A 15,176-nucleotide genomic window follows, 5' to 3' on the forward strand; every position below is an offset into this window, starting at 1 on the left:
CCGAAGCCGGTCGCGATCACACCCGCCGCGAAATGAGTACGAACGCGGATACCGCCCGGCTCGTGCCCACGCGATCATGATGGGATGCGCCGACTCGCGATCCTCCTGGTACCCGCCCTGCTGGCCGCTGGCTGCGGCAACGTCCCCTATGCCGGGGGCGGGACGGCGGAGGAGCGGGCCACCGACGACGCGCGCAAAGCCGCCGACCGGGCCGGCGACAAGCTCTACACCAGCCGGGTCTGGCCCGCGCAGGACATGGCGCACCGGGCTGCGGACCTCGACGGCATCGAGGTCATGCGGGTGACCGGAGCCTCGACCGCCGGGTCCGGGATACGGCTCGTGCTCAGGACGACCGGCACGGCGCCGGAGGACGGTCTTTACCCGACGCAAGACATCACGGTGAAGCGCTGCTTCGAGATGTCGTTCTCGACGGCGACCGAATGGCAGGAGTACGGGACGCGCCACGTGGAATGCCCGCCGGGAGAGCCGCTGGAGTTCGAGCCTTGGCCGAAGACCCCGGACATCCCGCACGAGAAGCTCGCGAAGGCGCTGCCCCGCGTCCCTGCCGGAGGGCGGGCGGACGAGGCGAAGGTCCGCGCGGCGGTCGCCTCGCTCCATCTGGACCCGGCGATCAGTAGCGAGTTCCTGACCAGGGGGGACGTGGTCGGCCTGGTCCTGAAGGTGAAGCCGTACCTGTCGGACGCGTTCGACTGCGTCCTCGCCCGGGTCGCGCCGGGCCGGACGAGCGTGTGGTCGCCGCCGCGGATCCAGCGGATGCCGGGCGAGGGCGGCTGCTTCGCCGGCAACGCCGTCGATCCGATGCCGCCGCCGCACTAAGGCCGTCCCGGCCGGGTTACAGGCGGTCCGCCGCGCTCAAGGCCGAGGCGCGCGGCGGCGACCTTCTTCGGGACGACCATCCGCCATGCGTCGACGACCAGCTCGCGCATTTCGGGCTCGTCGAGCGCGGCCGTCCATGCCTGCACCCAGTTGAAGCGCATCTCCGATTCGCGGGGCAGGTGGAATTTCGCCGGTTCGGAGGCCACCAGCGCGGCCCGCTCCTCCTTCGGGAACGCGAAACCCATCACGGTCTCGTCCCGCGAGAAGGCGACGTAGACGATCGAGCCGACGCGGAACTTCACCCGGTCCCGGACGAGATGCTCCGACGTGCGGGGCAGCGTCTGCGTGAGCGCCCGGACCTGCTCGACCGTGATCATTTGTCCTCCTGTGGCCGTGATGCCGACGGCAGAGCACCCCGAATCACATGATCTTGTTAGATTTGCCGCGTGAACGAACTGGTGCGCTGGCAGACCGAACACGGGACCATCATCGTGGAGAGCGACGATGAGGAACCCGGATTCCAGTCGGTGTCCCGCACGGGCGAGATCTTCCACGAGGCGGCGGGCAAGTTCGAGGACGCGTTCCAGAACGTCCGGGAGGCGGCCCAGTCGGCGCTCGCGGCGCTGCGCGGCGGCGACCTGGACCCCGACTCGGTCGAGCTGGAGTTCGGCGTCAAGCTCAACGCGGCGGCCGGGGCCGTCGTCGCGAAGACTTCCGTCGAGGGGCATCTGAAGGTGAAGATGACCTGGGGGCAGCCGGTCGCCGGAGCCGGGGCCGCTGGAGAGGCGTAGCGGGACCGTGGACGACTGGCAGTTTCGCGCCTGGGTCGGCCCCCCGTCCGGCGGAAAGCTCGGCGCGGCCTTCCTCGTCACCGGGACACGGCTGCTGACCTGCGCGCACACCGTCCACGGGCTGGAGGAGGCCCGCGTCGGGTTCCCCGGCCTGATGGAGGATCTGCCCGCCAGGGTCGTCCGGCGCGGCGGCTGGCGGCGGGCCGGCGACCTCGGCGACGTGGCCGTCCTGGAGCTGGCCGCGCCGGTTCCGCTGGCGCCCGCGCGGCTCGCCGCGCCCGGCAAGGCCCGCGACCTGGCCGCCGCCGGGCGGGAGTTCGGCGTCTGCGGCTTCCCGCGCCGCAGCGACGGCGACGAGCGGCACGCGACGGTGCGGACGAACCCGGTCTGGGTCCGGCGGCGGGAGTGGTGGGAGCTGCGGGCCGTCGACGGGAGCCTGGAGAAGGGGTACAGCGGGTCGGCGGTGTACGACATGTCGACCGGCGAGGTCATCGGCATGATGTCGGACGCCGAGTTCCACGGCGAGTCCCGCAGCGATCTGGGCTCGATGCTCCCGCTCGACCGGATCCGGGTGTACTGGGAGGAACTGGACGATCTGCTGCCGCTGGAGTGGCTCACCGCCCCGGCCCGGCGCGAACTGCGGGAGCTCCTGGCCGGCGTCCCCTTCACGCCCGCTCTCGCCGCCGAGCTGGAGGCGGTCACGGGCCGTCTCCCGCTGGAGGAGTTCCAGTCGGCCTGGCACTCGGTGCGGCACGTCGCCGAGGGCTTCCAGGAGGAGCACCTCGTCCGCTACCTGCGGGCGGTGCGGCGGCTCTCACCGGATCCGCACGCCCGGCGGCTGACCACGTGGTCGGCGCGGCACATGCCGGACGTCGCCCGGCCGCCCGGCGCCTCGCGTCCCGAGCCCCCGTCGGTGATCGTGCGGCTGGAGCGGCTGACGCACGGCGACGCCTTCGACATCACCGTGCACCTCTGGACGGACGGTGCGGCGGGCCGGTCCCGGCGGGCGGAGGCGGTGCCGAAGCCGCGGGTGCAGCAGGTCATCGAGGAACGCGTCGCCGAGCTGGCGCCCGCCCTCTTCCAGCGCGAATGGATGATCGAGTTCGCGGTGCCGCAGAAGTGGCTCAGCACGCCGTTCGAGCAGTGGTACGTCGACCCCGGCAGGACGATGCGCATGCGCCGCTACCCGGTGGTCGTCCGGGACGTGCGGCGGCTGCGCCCCGACTCCTTCGAGCGCGACCAGGCGTACGAGCGCTGGCGCCTGCTCAACGAGCTCGGACGCAGCGACCCGCGGCGGATCACCTGCGACACGGCCCGGGACAGCGGCGTCTTCAGCGACCTTCTCGAGGCCAACGTCGACTACTGCGTGCTGGTCTACGGGGCTCGTCCGCCCGACGAGTCGCTGCGGGCCGCGCTGAGCAACGGCGTCCCGGTGATGCTGTGGCCGCGGACCCGGTGCGGCGCCGCCGCCCACGACGAATGCCACGGCCACGACGTTCAGGAGAGCCTGGCGGAGGCGGTCAAGGGCGCGCACCCGGCCGACCTGCCCCGGCTGGCGCGTGACCTGCGCAAGCGCGCGCTCGTGGCCAGGGACGAGCCGCACTGCGGACACGACCTGACACTGCTGTGGGACGATCCGTCCCGGCTTCCCGATCCCCCGCTCGCCATGGAGGTATAGGTGCCCGACTGGCTGCTCTACACCGGAAGCCGTCGCCCCCACGACGGCATCGACCGGTTGCCTCCACCGCCGCCCTGGCGCGCGTTCGCCGGCGAACCGGTGCTGAGCGTCCCGCCCGGCAGCTCCGGGAACGAGCACCAGGCGACCACGTACCGGCCGTCCGACGATGCCGTGCAGCAGGTCAACGCCGCGTTGTACCTGCGTCGCCCGCTGCTGGTGACCGGGCCGCCCGGTACCGGGAAATCCACCCTGGCCTACGCGGTGGCCCACGAACTCGGTCTCGGCCCCGTCCTGCACTGGCCCATCACCAGCCGCACCACACTTCGCGACGGCCTCTACCAGTACGACCCCCTGACACGCCTGTACGCGGCCGGGCGGGACGGCGCACCGGCCGACGAGGACATCGGCCGCTACATCCGCCTCGGCCCGCTCGGGACCGCGCTCCTCCCCTACGGGCGGCCGCGGGTGCTGCTCGTGGACGAGATCGACAAGAGCGACATCGACCTGCCCAACGACCTCCTCACCATCTTCGAGAAGGGCGAGTACGAGCTGCCGGAACTCACCCGGCGGGCCGACCCCGCCGCCGAGGTCATGACGGCGGACGGGCCGGGCGCCCGCGTCACCGTCACCGCCGGGACCGTCCGCTGCAACGCCTTCCCCCTGGTCGTGATGACCAGCAACGGCGAACGCGAGTTCCCTCCCGCGTTCCTGCGTCGCTGCGTCACCGTGGAACTGCGCCAGCCGTCCGGGGAGGCCGAGCTGTCCGCGATCGTCCGTGAGCACCTCGGGACGCTGGCCGACCAGAGCGACGACCTCGTCCGCCGCTTCTTCGAACGCTCCGCATCCGGCACCCTCGCGACCGACCAGCTCCTCAACGCCGTCTACCTGTGCCGCCACGCCGGCACCGAGGACCGCCGGGCGCTGGCCGACCGCATCATGCCCTACCTGACCGGTCCGGTCGATGACGACTGACGGCCGGGGCCGGGGGTCGCCTCCGGTGAGTGAGATCGATCGGTTGCGGGGAGCGCTGGCGGCGATCGGACCGCCGCCGGACGCCCGCGAACTGAGCGAGATGCTGTGGCTCGCCTGCCACATCACCCCGGCCGAAGAGCTGCCCGCCCCCGCCGCGCCGGCACCGCCGCCGGCCGCACCCGACGCCGCGGAGGTCCCGCAGCCGCCTCCGCCCGCGCCCGCGCCGCCGCCCGCGCGGGAGCCGCTCACCGGCCTGCATCCGCGTCCCGCGCCCGGCGCCGAACCGGCAGGCGAGGCGTCGGAGGTGCTCGTGCCGACCGCGCCGATGCTGGCGGACTCCCTCGGCGTGCAACGCGCGCTCCGTCCGCTCAAGCGCCGCGTCCCGTCCCGGCACCGCCGCGAACTGGACGAGGAGGCGACCGCCGCGCGCATCGCCGACACCCGCCTGTGGACGCCCGTCCTCGTCCCCTCGCCCGAACGGTGGCTCACCCTCGGCCTGGTCGTCGACACCGGGCCGACGATGCGGCTCTGGCGTCCCCTCGCCCGCGAACTGACGGAGACGCTGATCCGCCAGGGCGCGTTCCAGAACGTCCACGTCAGCTATCTGGACGAAACGGGCCGGGTGTCGGCCGTGCCCGGCGCCCCGCCCCGGGATCCGGGCACGCTGCTGGACGCGTCCGGCCGCCACGCGGTGCTCGTGCTGACCGACTGCTCCGGCCCGCACTGGTGGAACGGACGCGCCGCGCGGGCGGTCCGCCGCTGGGCGCAGGCGGGACCGACGGCGATCCTGCAGCCCCTCGCCGAACGCCTCTGGCGCCGCACCGCCGCGCCGACCACGCCCGGCCTCGCCGTCCTGCCCCGCCCCGCCGCCCCGAACACCGGCCTGCGCTTCACGCCGTTCGACGGCGCCGCGGCGCCCGGCGTGCCCGTCCCCGTCCTGGAGGTGGCGCCGCGCTGGTTCGGGACGTGGGCGCGCCTGGTCTCCGGCTCCGGCCCGCAGCCCACCGCGATGGCCGCCCTGGCGGCGCAGCCGCCGGGCCCGGCCCCGGTCCGGCGCGAACGCGAGCTGCCGGTCGCCGAACGCGTCCGCCGGTTCCTGTCGACGGCCTCCCCGGACGCCGCCGAACTCGCCGCCCACGTCGCCGTCTCCGTCCCTTCCCTGCCGGTGATGCGCCTCATCCAGCACCGCATCCTCGGCGGCTCGGGGCCCGGGCAGCTCGCCGAAGTCCTGCTGAGCGGCCTGCTCCGCCCGGTCGGCGACGTGCGCTACGAGTTCGTGCCGGGCGCTCGCGAGGCCCTCCTCGACACCCTCCCGCGCCCCGAGGCCCTGCACACCCGCCACGTCCTCGAAGCCGTCTCCGCCGAGATCGAACGCCGCGCCGGCACCGCCGCCGAGACCTTCCGCGCCCTGCTCCCCACCGACGGCGGCCCGATCACCCTCACCGCCGACACCGACCACTTCGCCCTCCTCACCCCCGAGACCCGCACCCACATCGCCCCGGGCCCCGCGCCCGGCGCCGACCTGCTGCGGCTCCTGGGCGTCCCCACCGGCGACCCCCTCGGCCACTGGGACGGCCCCCCTCGCGAAACGGTGCTGGGCCTGGACAGCGGCGGCCAGGTCACGCTGGACGTCCTCCACGGTCATCCGGCTCTCCCGCACGGCCTTCTGACCGGCTCGGGGGAATTCCGCGACGCCCTGCTGCGGACGATCGTTCTCGGTCTCGCCCTGAACCACTCACCCGCCACCCTCAATTTCGTCTTCGCAGGCTTCCTCCGCGAGGCGTTCTTCACCGGCCTGGACGACCTCCCGCATATCGCCGCCATCGCGCGGGACGGATCAGCGAACTCCAAGCCGATCGGCCAGCTGGTCACGGCGCTGGAAGCCGAGCTGACCCACCGCGAGCGCATCCTGGAGCGCGCGGGCGTCACCACGTGGGACGACTACCAGGCGGCAGTCGCCGAGGGCGCGTCCTTCGACCCCTTGCCCGCCTTGGTCGTCATCATCGACAACATCGGCCCGCTGCTGGACATACGCACCGATTACCTGGACGCTCTCGCCGAACTCTGCACAGCGGGTGCCCCGTTGGGAATCAGGTTCATCTTCTGCGCGTCGGAAGACGAACTCCTGCCTCGTCTCCTCAAGGAGCACATCGGCTGGAACGCCGGGCCCAAGGGGGATGACGGTGCCTTCCTGCACGTCTTCGCGGACCGTGCCCACCCCCACTTCCAGCCCGTGCTCGTATCGCTCGACACCGCCGCCCCCGTCATCGAGCGAATGCGCCAGCGCGGCCCCCAAGCCAGGCAAATCCCCTGGCCAGCGGAACTCGCCACGCAACAGAGCGTGCCCCAATTCGACGTTCTCAGGCTGAACGGCGGCGGCCCCAGCGGCATGTTCCATGAGACGTGGGCGCTCCCCGCGTCGGAGCCGCGAAACCCGGCCATCGGCCATGACGCCGACGGCAACGTCCTCACTCTCTACCCGCTCGACTTCTCGTCGGGGCTCCCGCACGGCCTGATCGTCGGCGGCCCCGAGTCCAGGCGGCGCATCGTCCGCGCCATCGCACTCGCCCTGGCCGCCGGCCACTCCCCCGCGAACCTCAACTTCGCCTTCGCCGGCCTGGGCGAACATCCCCTCGGCGAACCACTCGACCTCCCCCATGTCCGCTACTCCGCAGACGAACTGCTCGGGCATCCGGACAGGCTCCAGCGCTTCTTCGACTTCCTGTCAGAAGAGTTGGACGCCCGCGCCAACGCTTCACCGCGCACCCTCCCGGGAGCCTCCGACTTCGATCTCGGCAAGGACCGCCGACCTGAGACATCGCCGCGCCTGCTCGTGGTGGCCGATGTGTCGCTGACGCTCCCCACGAGCAGGCCCCAGATCGGCGAAGCGCTCCTCTCGCTGGCGCAACGGGGCAGGTCTCTCGGCGTCCAATTGCTGCTCACGTCGACCACCACCGAGAACACCACGATCTGGGACCGCTTCCTTCCCCTTCTCGGCTGGCGCATCGCGGCCGGCCCCCGTCCACCCGCCGAACTCCAACGCGTCATGGGACGAGCGAGCCTCGCCTTCCCCGACCGGCGGACGGCGTACCTCCTCGCCGGCGGCGGCTCGCCGCGGCGCTTCACCGTGGCGGAAGAGCCTCCCGAACCCGTGGTCGAGAACTTCGTCCGGCGGACGCGCGAGCACAGGCCGGCACCCACGGCCCCGGACGGGGGCCCGGTCCTGGCCAATCCCAGGCGCTCCCGCGCCGTCCTGATCGGCGTATCCGAATACACCTTCCTGCCGGATCTCCCCGCCGTCCGGAACAACCTGGAGGGGTTGAAGCGGGCCTTGTGCGACCCGGAGGTGTGGGGCCTGCCGGAGCGCAACTGCGTCGTCTTGGCGGAGCCGTCGAGCGCGGCCCAGATCGTGGACGCCGTCGACAGCGCCGCCCGGGAGAGCGAGGACGCGCTGCTCGTCTATCTGGCGGGGCACGGTGTGCGCGACGAGACGACCGACGCGTTCTCACTCGCCCTTCCCGCATCCGGGCCGGGCGGAGTGGACAGCGTCCTCCCCTACGACCGGTTGCAGCGCGCGATCGCCATCCCTGACGGCCCTCGCCACAGGGTCGTGCTCCTCGACTGCTCCTTCGGCGGACTCGCCCTGAGGGACCTCCCGCTTCGGCCGCCATCCTCTGACGGCGGGATGTTCGTCATGTCATCGGCATCGGGGAGCGAGCCCGCGAACATCGCTCCGGGCGCGGCCTACACGGCGTTCACCGGTGAGTTGATCGCCACGCTCGAGGAGGGGCTGCCCGGCGCGCCGGCCGGGCTCGGCATGACGATGCTCCATGGAACCCTCCGGGAGCGGCTGATCGCCAAGGGCCGCCCGCGTCCGGCGGCCGGGTACGTCAACGACGGCGGGGAGGCCACCTGCCTGTTCCGTAACCGCGCATATGTGGCGCCTCGGGCGTCGCCGCCGGAGCCGCCCGGCACCTCGGCACCCGGCGCCGCACGGCCGAGCGGGCCGAACCCCCTCACCGATGCGGCCCTGCTCGATCGGAGCATCCGGGAACTCGACCGCACCGTCGCGGACGTCTCGGTCAGGGCGACTCTCCGGCGTCTTCTCGAAGGGGAGGCCGCGGCGATCCGCGAGGGTCGCCCTCCCCGTCCCCGCAATCTCGTCGTCACGACCCCCTACGGACCGCAGGTCGAGACGCTGGCGCAGGAGTACGGGCGGGTGCTGGCCCGGCTCGGCGTCCTCTCGCACGGCAGCGTCAGCAAGATGTCCTGGCTCGGGATCGGCGGCCGGCTTCCCGACGCGGCCGAGTCGGTCCCCAGGCTGTTCCAGGCGTTCCGTGGGGGCGTGCTGCTGATCCAGGGCGCGAACGAGCAGGATCCGGCGAACGGCTACTTCCGCCCGGACGTCGTCCAAGCGCTGGTCTCGCTGATGGGCGGCGAGGCCGACGACTCGCTGATCATCCTGTGTGGAGGCGCCGAGCGGGCGGAGACCGTTCGCGCGGCCGTTTCCGGATTCGACGAGCACTTCGCGGTACTGGACTCGATCGGCGAGACGGGCGCTCCCGGCCTGCCGGACATGGTGCTTGTGAGCGAGCTGCCGGCCGACACCGGCGGCCGGATACCGATCGGGGTCGAGAGCGACACCCGCGAGCCGGTGTTCGTGGACTTCGACGAGGATTACCATCTGGTGATCGCGGGGCCTCCCGCGTCGGGCCGCGCGAACCTGGTGCGGCTGCTCATCGAGGGGATCAGGACGCGCCGCCGCGACCGCGAGCCGCGGATCCACGTCTTCGACGCCCACGGGGTCCTCCGTTCGATCGCCGAAGAGGCCGGTCACCCGGAGCCTGTCGGCGCAGGCGTCGGGTACACCGATTCACCCGAGGTCTTCGCCCGCATCGTGTCCAAAGTGAACGGCCCGCCCGTCAACGAGGTCTTCCTGTTCGTGATCGACCGCGACCTCGACGACGATCCGCTGTCGGGACTTCCCCGAATCCTGCTCAGCGCGATCGGCCACCGGGTGCACATCGTGCTGACGCGCCTGCTGACCTTCCCCGACCACCCCCTGGACCCCTTGGTCTCCACGCTGCACGACGTCGGGGCACCCGCGCTCCTGATGGGCTACAGCTACGGCGAGGAAACCCGGCTGTACGGGGCCGAACCCCCGCCGAGGAGCCTCGCGGTGGGCCGGGCCGTGCTGGCACACCGAGGCCGGCAGCGCATCGTCCAGATCGCCCACACGTCGTCCCGGCCGTGACCGCGTGATATTGGATCGGACGGTCTATAAGGTGTTAGCGTTCAGGTATGGGGCGTCCCAGGAAGTTCAAGGAGGAACGGGCGGTCGAGGCCGCCATGCGGGCCTTCTGGGCGGACGGGTACGAGGCGACCTCCACGCAGGAGCTGTGCGAGGCGACCGGTCTCGGGCGCAGCAGCATCTACAACACGTTCGCGAGCAAGCGGGAACTGTTCGTCAAGGCGCTCACCCACTACATGGACGGCAGGACCGCCCGCCTCGTCCAACTGATGGAGGACGGTGAGAAGCCGCTGCGGGAGCGGCTGCGGACCCTGCTGGAGTGGGCAGTCGCGCCGGACGAGGCCGACCCCGCCGGGTGCCTCGTCGTGAACGCGACGGTGGAGTTCGGCCCGCACGACCACGACATCGCGGAGCGGCTCGAACGGCACCGGCGGCAGCGGTTCGCGGTGCTGAAGACCGCCATCGAGGACGGGATGCGCTCCGGCGAGATCGACCGGGGCAGGGACGCGCACGCCCTGGCGCATTTCGTGATCTCGACAATCAGCGGCATCCAGGTCGCCGCGCGCGGCGGCGCCGACCGGAAGACGCTCCAGAGCATCGCCGACACGGCGATGAGCTCCCTCTGAGAGCGGACGGCCCCACCCTTGAAGGGCCGGGCACGGGGTTGTCCGCGCCCGGCCCTTCAAGGGCGTACCTCAGGAGCAGGAGGCCGCGTGGAAGCCCCACAGCGCGCGCCGGCCGGGGTGCTCGGCGACCGTCCAGACGCGGCGCTGGCCGCGGTAGCAGGAGAGGTCTTCGGGGCCGTGGGAGATCGTCCGGCGCTCTACCTTGGCCCAGCCGCTCGAGGTGCGGTGGGTCGTGAGGAGCTTGCCGCGCTTGGTGCCGTGGCTCTGGGTGAACCACCAGCGGCCGTGCGTACGGACCGCGCCCTGGATCCTGTCGGCCGGAAGGTGGGCGCCCCACCTCGGGCGGACGGGGCCGCCGCCGGACAGCGCGTCGAGCCGCCAGCCCACCACCCGCCCCTGCGGCCAGTTCGGGCGGCAGTACTCGCCCGAGATGAGGACGTGCGGCGACGAGGTGCGGTCGACGGAGAGCCAGGACATGCGCAGCGGGCCGGTCCCCCGGCACTTGCCGCCGACCTTGCCGTGGGCGAACTCCCAGCTGCTGGACTGCGGCATCACGTAGCGGAGCCCGTGGCCGTAGTACTTGCCGTGGTGGAGGCCGACCCAGCCGGGGTGGCCGGTCGAGCCGTCCCCGCTCTTGCCCAGGTCGTAGATGTGGCGCATGTCGAACTCGCGCACACCGTGGCGGGTGTCGGCGACGTAGAGCTTGTCGCCGTACCAGACGATGCCGCCGGCGTGGATGCCGATGTCGGAGTAGGTCGCGCGCCCCTGCCTCATCTTCGGTTCGACGAGGAGGACGTGCCGGTACGTGCGCCGGGCGGGGTTGACGAACGTGAGCTTGACCTTGCCGCCGTTGTGCCAGGAAACGAGGATCGGCCTGCCGCCGCCCGCCCACCGTTCGCCCGCCACCGCGTCCGAGACGGTCGTGACGCCCTGCGGGATCCAGCTCCGGGTTGCGGTGTCCGCCTTGTTGAAGCAGTACACGAGCGAGTGGGCGGGCACGGCCGCGGACCTGGCGCAGCCATGGCCCATCTTGTCCTGGCCGCCCGCGTTGAGCAGCGCGTCGACGCTGCTGCGGTGGAGTTCGCCGCCGAGCGCCCGGAGCGGCTCGCTCCGGTCGGCGCCGCGGCGCAGGACGAAATCGCGGGGATTCAGGTCGGCCGGGGCCTTCGCGGAAACCGCCGTCACGGGCGCCGCCTGCGCGACGCCGGGCGTGCCGGCCACCAGCGCGGCCAGCGGGACACCGGCCGCGAGGGCCGCGACACCGGGCCGCCGGATTCGTGTCACCGTACGCTGCATGATCATCACGTTGCGTGACATAACCCTGGCCGGGTCGCGGTAAAGGCGGCCGCATCTCCCGCGATGGGCAAGTTATGTTTACGTCCGCCGGAGGAACCCGCAAGATCACCCGAGCGGCCCGGTCACACGGACGGCTCGGTCACACGGACGGCCCGGTCACACGGACCGCCCGGTCACAGGGGCAGCTTGCGCTCGGCGAGGACGATGCCGTCCTCGTCGCTGTAGAGCCAGTCGCCCGGACGGAACTCCACGCCGCCGAACGACACCGGGACGTCCACCTCGCCGGCGCCGTCCTTGGCGCTCTTGCGCGGGTTCGAGCCGAGCGCCTTCGCCCCGAGGTCGAGCCCGCGCAGCGCGGGCACGTCCCGGACGGCGCCGTTGATCACGACGCCGGCCCAGCCGTTCGCCACCGCCGCCGCAGCGATCATGTCGCCCATCAGCGCGGACGCCAGCGAACCGGCGCCGTCCACGACCAGGACCCGGCCCGCGCCGGGGGTGTTCAGCAGCTTCTTCACCAGGCCGTTGTCGCGGTGGCAGCGCACGGTCGAGACCGGGCCGGCGAACAACGTCCGCGCGCCGTACTGGCGGAACTGCGTCTCGCAGCTGCGCAGCTCGTCCCCGAAGTCGTCGATGAGGTCAGCGGTCGCGAAGTCCATAACGGCAGACTACTGTCCGGTAACCGATCAGCCCGAAGGCGCGTCGGTGGGACGGCCGATCAGCCGGGACAGCACGATCGACGTCTTCGTCGCGGTGATGTTGTCCTCCCGGCGCAGCCGTTCGAGGGCCTGCTCCAGATGCTGGATGTCGCGGGCCCGCACGTGCACGAGCGCGCTGGCGTCGCCGCTGATCGTGTACGCCGCGACGACCTCGGGGTGGCCGCGGACGCTGGAGTAGATCTCCTCCGGGGACGTCGCGCCCGTGCAGAAGATCTCGATGAACGCCTCGGTCGTCCAGCCGAGCGCGGCCGGATCGACGACCGCCGCGAAGCCGTTGATCACGCCGTCCGCGCGCAGCCGGTCGACCCGCCGCTTCACCGCCGGGGCCGACAGCCCGACCTTGTCGCCGATCTGCGCGTACGATGCGCGGCCGTCCTCCAGGAGTCGCGCAACGATTCGACGGTCCAGGTCGTCAAGACGCAACAAATAACACCCCTGAAGTCGGTTTTCGTCATTGGTCGGCGGTCATTTCCGAACATACGCTGGGAAGTGGACCGGCGGCCACCTGACCCGCCCGGCCTCCTCCCCCTCGGCACCGGACCGCGTCCGGTGCCTCAGCCACGCCCCGGCCGGGCCGGCCGGGCCGAGCCGCGAAGGAGCCTCGTGACGCCGACCGACCAGCTGCGAGCGCTGTCCGAGGACCACAGCGCGCACAACTACCACCCGCTCCCGATCGTGGTCGCCGAGGCGGACGGCGTGTGGCTGACCGACGTCGAGGGCCGCCGCTACCTCGACATGCTGGCCGCCTACTCCGCGGTCAACTTCGGGCACCGCAACCCGCGCCTCACCGCGGCCGCCGAGCGGCAGCTCGGCCGGGTCACGCTGGTCAGCCGCGCCTTCGACCACGACCAGTTCGGCCCGTTCGCGGCCGAGCTGGCCGAGCTGTGCGGCAAGGACATGGTGCTGCCGATGAACAGCGGCGCCGAGGCCGTCGAGACCGCGCTGAAGACCGCCCGCAAGTGGGGGTACGAGGTCAAGGGCGTCCCGGCCGGGCAGGCGAACATCATCACGTTCGAGGGCAACTTCCACGGCCGCACCACCACGATCATCAGCTTCTCCACCGACCCCGACGCCCGGGACTCCTACGGGCCGTACACGCCGGGCTTCCGGACCGTCCCGTACGGGGACGTCGAGGCGCTCAAGGCCGCGATGGACGACGCCACGGTCGGCGTGCTGATCGAGCCGATCCAGGGCGAGGCCGGTGTGAACGTCCCGCCGAGCGGGTTCCTGCGCGCGGTGCGGGAGCTGTGCACGGCCAACGGCTCCCTGATGATCGCGGACGAGATCCAGTCGGGCCTCGGCCGCACCGGCGCCACGTTCGCCGTCGAGCACGAGAACGTCGTCCCCGACGTCTACATCCTCGGCAAGGCCCTCGGCGGCGGCATCATGCCGGTCTCCGCCGTCGTCGCCGACCGCGACGTCCTCGGGGTCTTCAAGCCCGGCCAGCACGGCTCGACGTTCGGCGGCAACCCGCTCGCCTGCGCCATCGGACGCGAGGTCGTCGCGATGCTCAAGACGGGCGAGTTCCAGGAGCGGTCCCGGACACTCGGCGCGCACATGCACGAGCGCCTCGGCGGGCTGCCCGGCGACCTCGTCCGCGAGGTGCGCGGCCGCGGGCTGTGGGCGGGCGTCGAGCTGCACGGCGAGGCCCGGCCGGTCAGCGAGCGCCTCATGGAACTCGGCGTCCTCGCCAAGGAGACCCACGAGACCACCCTCCGCCTCGCGCCGCCCCTGGTCATCGAGCGCGCCGACCTCGACTGGGCCCTCGACCAGCTGGAAATCGCCCTGAAGGGCTGAGCCTCCGATCCGAAAAGCCGGCGGTCAATGGCGTCCGGCGGCTTTTCGCTTGCTAATGCGGAACCGCGAGTCGTCAAAGAATCGGCCGCCGTCCGCACGGCGGCGCGGCCCGGCGCGGGCTCGGCGGCAGTGTGGTGGGCATGCTGCGGAACAGGAGCCGGCGCCGGGTCGTGATCGGCTGCGGCGGGCTGGCGGTCGGTGTCCTGATGCTGCTCGCGGGCGGGCTCTACCTGCTGCAACGGGCGTACGACGGAGAGGTCAGGCGGATCGCGGGCGCGATGCCGAGCGGTGGCGGGCGGCCGGCCTCCACCGGTCGCGGCGAGAACTGGCTGCTGATCGGCTCCGACCGCCGCGCGGACATCCCCTCGATGGGCTCCCGGGCGGACACGATCATGCTGGTGCACCTGTCCGGGCGCGGCGACCGGGTCTCGCTGATCTCGATCCCCCGGGACGGGTGGGTGCCCGTCCCCGGGCACGGCGTCACGAAGATCAACGCGGCGTTCGCCTACGGCGGGCCGTCGCTGCTGATCCGCACCGTCGAGCAGCTCACGCGCGTCCGCGTCGACCACTACGGCGCGGTCGACTTCGGCGGGTTCGTGAAGATGACGGACGCGCTCGGCGGCGTCGACGTCACCATCACCGACGACACCTACGACCCGAAGCACGAGCGCCGGTGGAAGGCGGGGAAGCAACATCTGGACGGCCTCGCGGCGCTCGACTTCGTCCGGCAGCGGTGGAACCTGCCGGGCGGCGACCTCGACCGGATCAAGCGGCAGCAGGCGTTCCTGCACGCGCTCGCGGCCAAGGCGCTGGACACCCGCAACCCGCTCAAGATCGACCGGTTCGTCCGGGCCGCGACGGGCTCGGTGACCGTGGACGACTCGGTCACCGCCGGCACGCTGCGCGGGCTGGCGCACCGGCTGCTCGACACGTCCCTGATGGAGTACCTGACCGCCCCGGTCGCGAAGATGGCCGAGCGGGACGGGCAGAGTGTCGTACTCCTGGACGATGATGGCGTGCGGTCGCTGTCCACCGCCGTCCGGGAGGACCGGGTGGGCGACTACGTGACCCGCAACGGCGCGGCCAACTCAGTCGACGCCGTACGCTGACCCGCCCAACCTGCACGTTCATGCCCGACATGCCCCAAGGTGACAGAGGCCGTCCGATTGGATTAGTCTAAGCGGACTAATCGGAATCGACCCGAGGCCCGGC

Annotated in this window: 12 protein-coding genes; 8 read left to right on the plus strand and 4 right to left on the minus strand. The window is 72.2% G+C overall.

The features are described 5' to 3' along the window. The first annotated feature begins 84 nt into the window (after window positions 1-84). Window positions 85-837 carry a hypothetical protein gene (locus SM418_RS02040; RefSeq protein ID WP_371938612.1) on the plus strand — a complete coding sequence of 251 codons (753 nt, stop codon included), beginning with the start codon at window positions 85-87 and terminating at the stop codon, window positions 835-837. Here the strand turns inward: SM418_RS02040 and SM418_RS02045 are convergent. Next, window positions 834-1,214 carry an MmcQ/YjbR family DNA-binding protein gene (locus SM418_RS02045; RefSeq protein WP_371938611.1) on the minus strand — a complete coding sequence of 127 codons (381 nt, stop codon included), beginning with the start codon at window positions 1,212-1,214 and terminating at the stop codon, window positions 834-836. The two genes, SM418_RS02040 and SM418_RS02045, sit on opposite strands and share 4 nt — an antisense overlap. 69 nt (window positions 1,215-1,283) lie before the next feature. Between SM418_RS02045 and SM418_RS02050 the strand changes: the two genes are divergently transcribed. From SM418_RS02050 to SM418_RS02070, 5 genes are read left to right on the plus strand one after another with little or no spacing between them, the layout of a single operon-like run. Further along, a complete protein-coding gene (locus tag SM418_RS02050; protein ID WP_371938610.1) occupies window positions 1,284-1,628 on the plus strand; it encodes a CU044_2847 family protein in 345 nt (114 codons plus the stop codon). A gap of 7 nt (window positions 1,629-1,635) precedes the next feature. After that, the gene (locus tag SM418_RS02055; protein ID WP_371938609.1) at window positions 1,636-3,306 is read left to right on the plus strand and encodes a VMAP-C domain-containing protein; all 1,671 of its coding nucleotides are present in this window, start codon (window positions 1,636-1,638) and stop codon (window positions 3,304-3,306) included. Beyond that, window positions 3,307-4,278 (plus strand): AAA family ATPase, encoded by a 972-nt coding sequence (locus SM418_RS02060; RefSeq protein ID WP_371938608.1) that lies wholly within the window; start codon window positions 3,307-3,309, stop codon window positions 4,276-4,278. It abuts the gene before it with no gap. A 25-nt stretch (window positions 4,279-4,303) separates the two neighbouring features. Continuing rightward, window positions 4,304-9,532: a caspase, EACC1-associated type gene (locus SM418_RS02065; RefSeq protein ID WP_371938607.1), complete on the plus strand. Its 5,229-nt coding sequence runs from the start codon at window positions 4,304-4,306 to the stop codon at window positions 9,530-9,532. Window positions 9,533-9,579: 47 nt separating this feature from the next. Further along, entirely contained in the window at window positions 9,580-10,155 is a 576-nt protein-coding gene (locus SM418_RS02070; RefSeq protein ID WP_371938606.1) for a TetR/AcrR family transcriptional regulator, read from the plus strand. 69 nt (window positions 10,156-10,224) lie between these two features. Here the strand turns inward: SM418_RS02070 and SM418_RS02075 are convergent, their stop codons facing one another. The 3 genes from SM418_RS02075 to SM418_RS02085 form a co-directional block, all read right to left on the minus strand. Next, window positions 10,225-11,451: a hypothetical protein gene (locus tag SM418_RS02075; RefSeq protein WP_371938605.1), complete on the minus strand. Its 1,227-nt coding sequence runs from the start codon at window positions 11,449-11,451 to the stop codon at window positions 10,225-10,227. Window positions 11,452-11,624: 173 nt separating this feature from the next. Next, window positions 11,625-12,107, minus strand: a complete 483-nt coding sequence (gene rraA / locus SM418_RS02080; protein WP_371938604.1) for a ribonuclease E activity regulator RraA — start codon at window positions 12,105-12,107, stop codon at window positions 11,625-11,627. Between the two features lie 27 nt (window positions 12,108-12,134). Then, window positions 12,135-12,590, minus strand: coding sequence for an Lrp/AsnC family transcriptional regulator (locus tag SM418_RS02085; RefSeq protein ID WP_371938603.1), 456 nt, complete (start codon window positions 12,588-12,590; stop codon window positions 12,135-12,137). Window positions 12,591-12,770: 180 nt separating this feature from the next. Between SM418_RS02085 and rocD the strand changes: the two genes are divergently transcribed. Together rocD and SM418_RS02095 are read left to right on the plus strand one after the other, a co-directional pair. Next, window positions 12,771-13,964: an ornithine--oxo-acid transaminase gene (rocD, locus tag SM418_RS02090; protein ID WP_371938602.1), complete on the plus strand. Its 1,194-nt coding sequence runs from the start codon at window positions 12,771-12,773 to the stop codon at window positions 13,962-13,964. A 140-nt stretch (window positions 13,965-14,104) separates the two neighbouring features. Further along, a complete protein-coding gene (locus SM418_RS02095) occupies window positions 14,105-15,073 on the plus strand; it encodes an LCP family protein (protein ID WP_371938601.1) in 969 nt (322 codons plus the stop codon). The last annotated feature ends 103 nt before the right edge of the window (window positions 15,074-15,176 follow it).

Source organism: Actinomadura chokoriensis (genome assembly GCF_041463665.1).
GTDB lineage: Bacteria > Actinomycetota > Actinomycetes > Streptosporangiales > Streptosporangiaceae > Spirillospora > Spirillospora chokoriensis_A.

What these genes read in the sequence shown, in the direction of transcription:
- SM418_RS02040 (WP_371938612.1), top strand. Translation starts at nt 85, where the DNA reads ATGCGCCGACTCGCGATCCTCCTGGTACCCGCCCTGCTGGCCGCTGGC.
- SM418_RS02045 (WP_371938611.1), bottom strand. Translation starts at nt 1,214, where the DNA reads ATGATCACGGTCGAGCAGGTCCGGGCGCTCACGCAGACGCTGCCCCGC.
- SM418_RS02070 (WP_371938606.1), top strand. Translation starts at nt 9,580, where the DNA reads ATGGGGCGTCCCAGGAAGTTCAAGGAGGAACGGGCGGTCGAGGCCGCC.
- SM418_RS02075 (WP_371938605.1), bottom strand. Translation starts at nt 11,451, where the DNA reads ATGCAGCGTACGGTGACACGAATCCGGCGGCCCGGTGTCGCGGCCCTC.
- rraA (WP_371938604.1), bottom strand. Translation starts at nt 12,107, where the DNA reads ATGGACTTCGCGACCGCTGACCTCATCGACGACTTCGGGGACGAGCTG.
- SM418_RS02095 (WP_371938601.1), top strand. Translation starts at nt 14,105, where the DNA reads ATGCTGCGGAACAGGAGCCGGCGCCGGGTCGTGATCGGCTGCGGCGGG.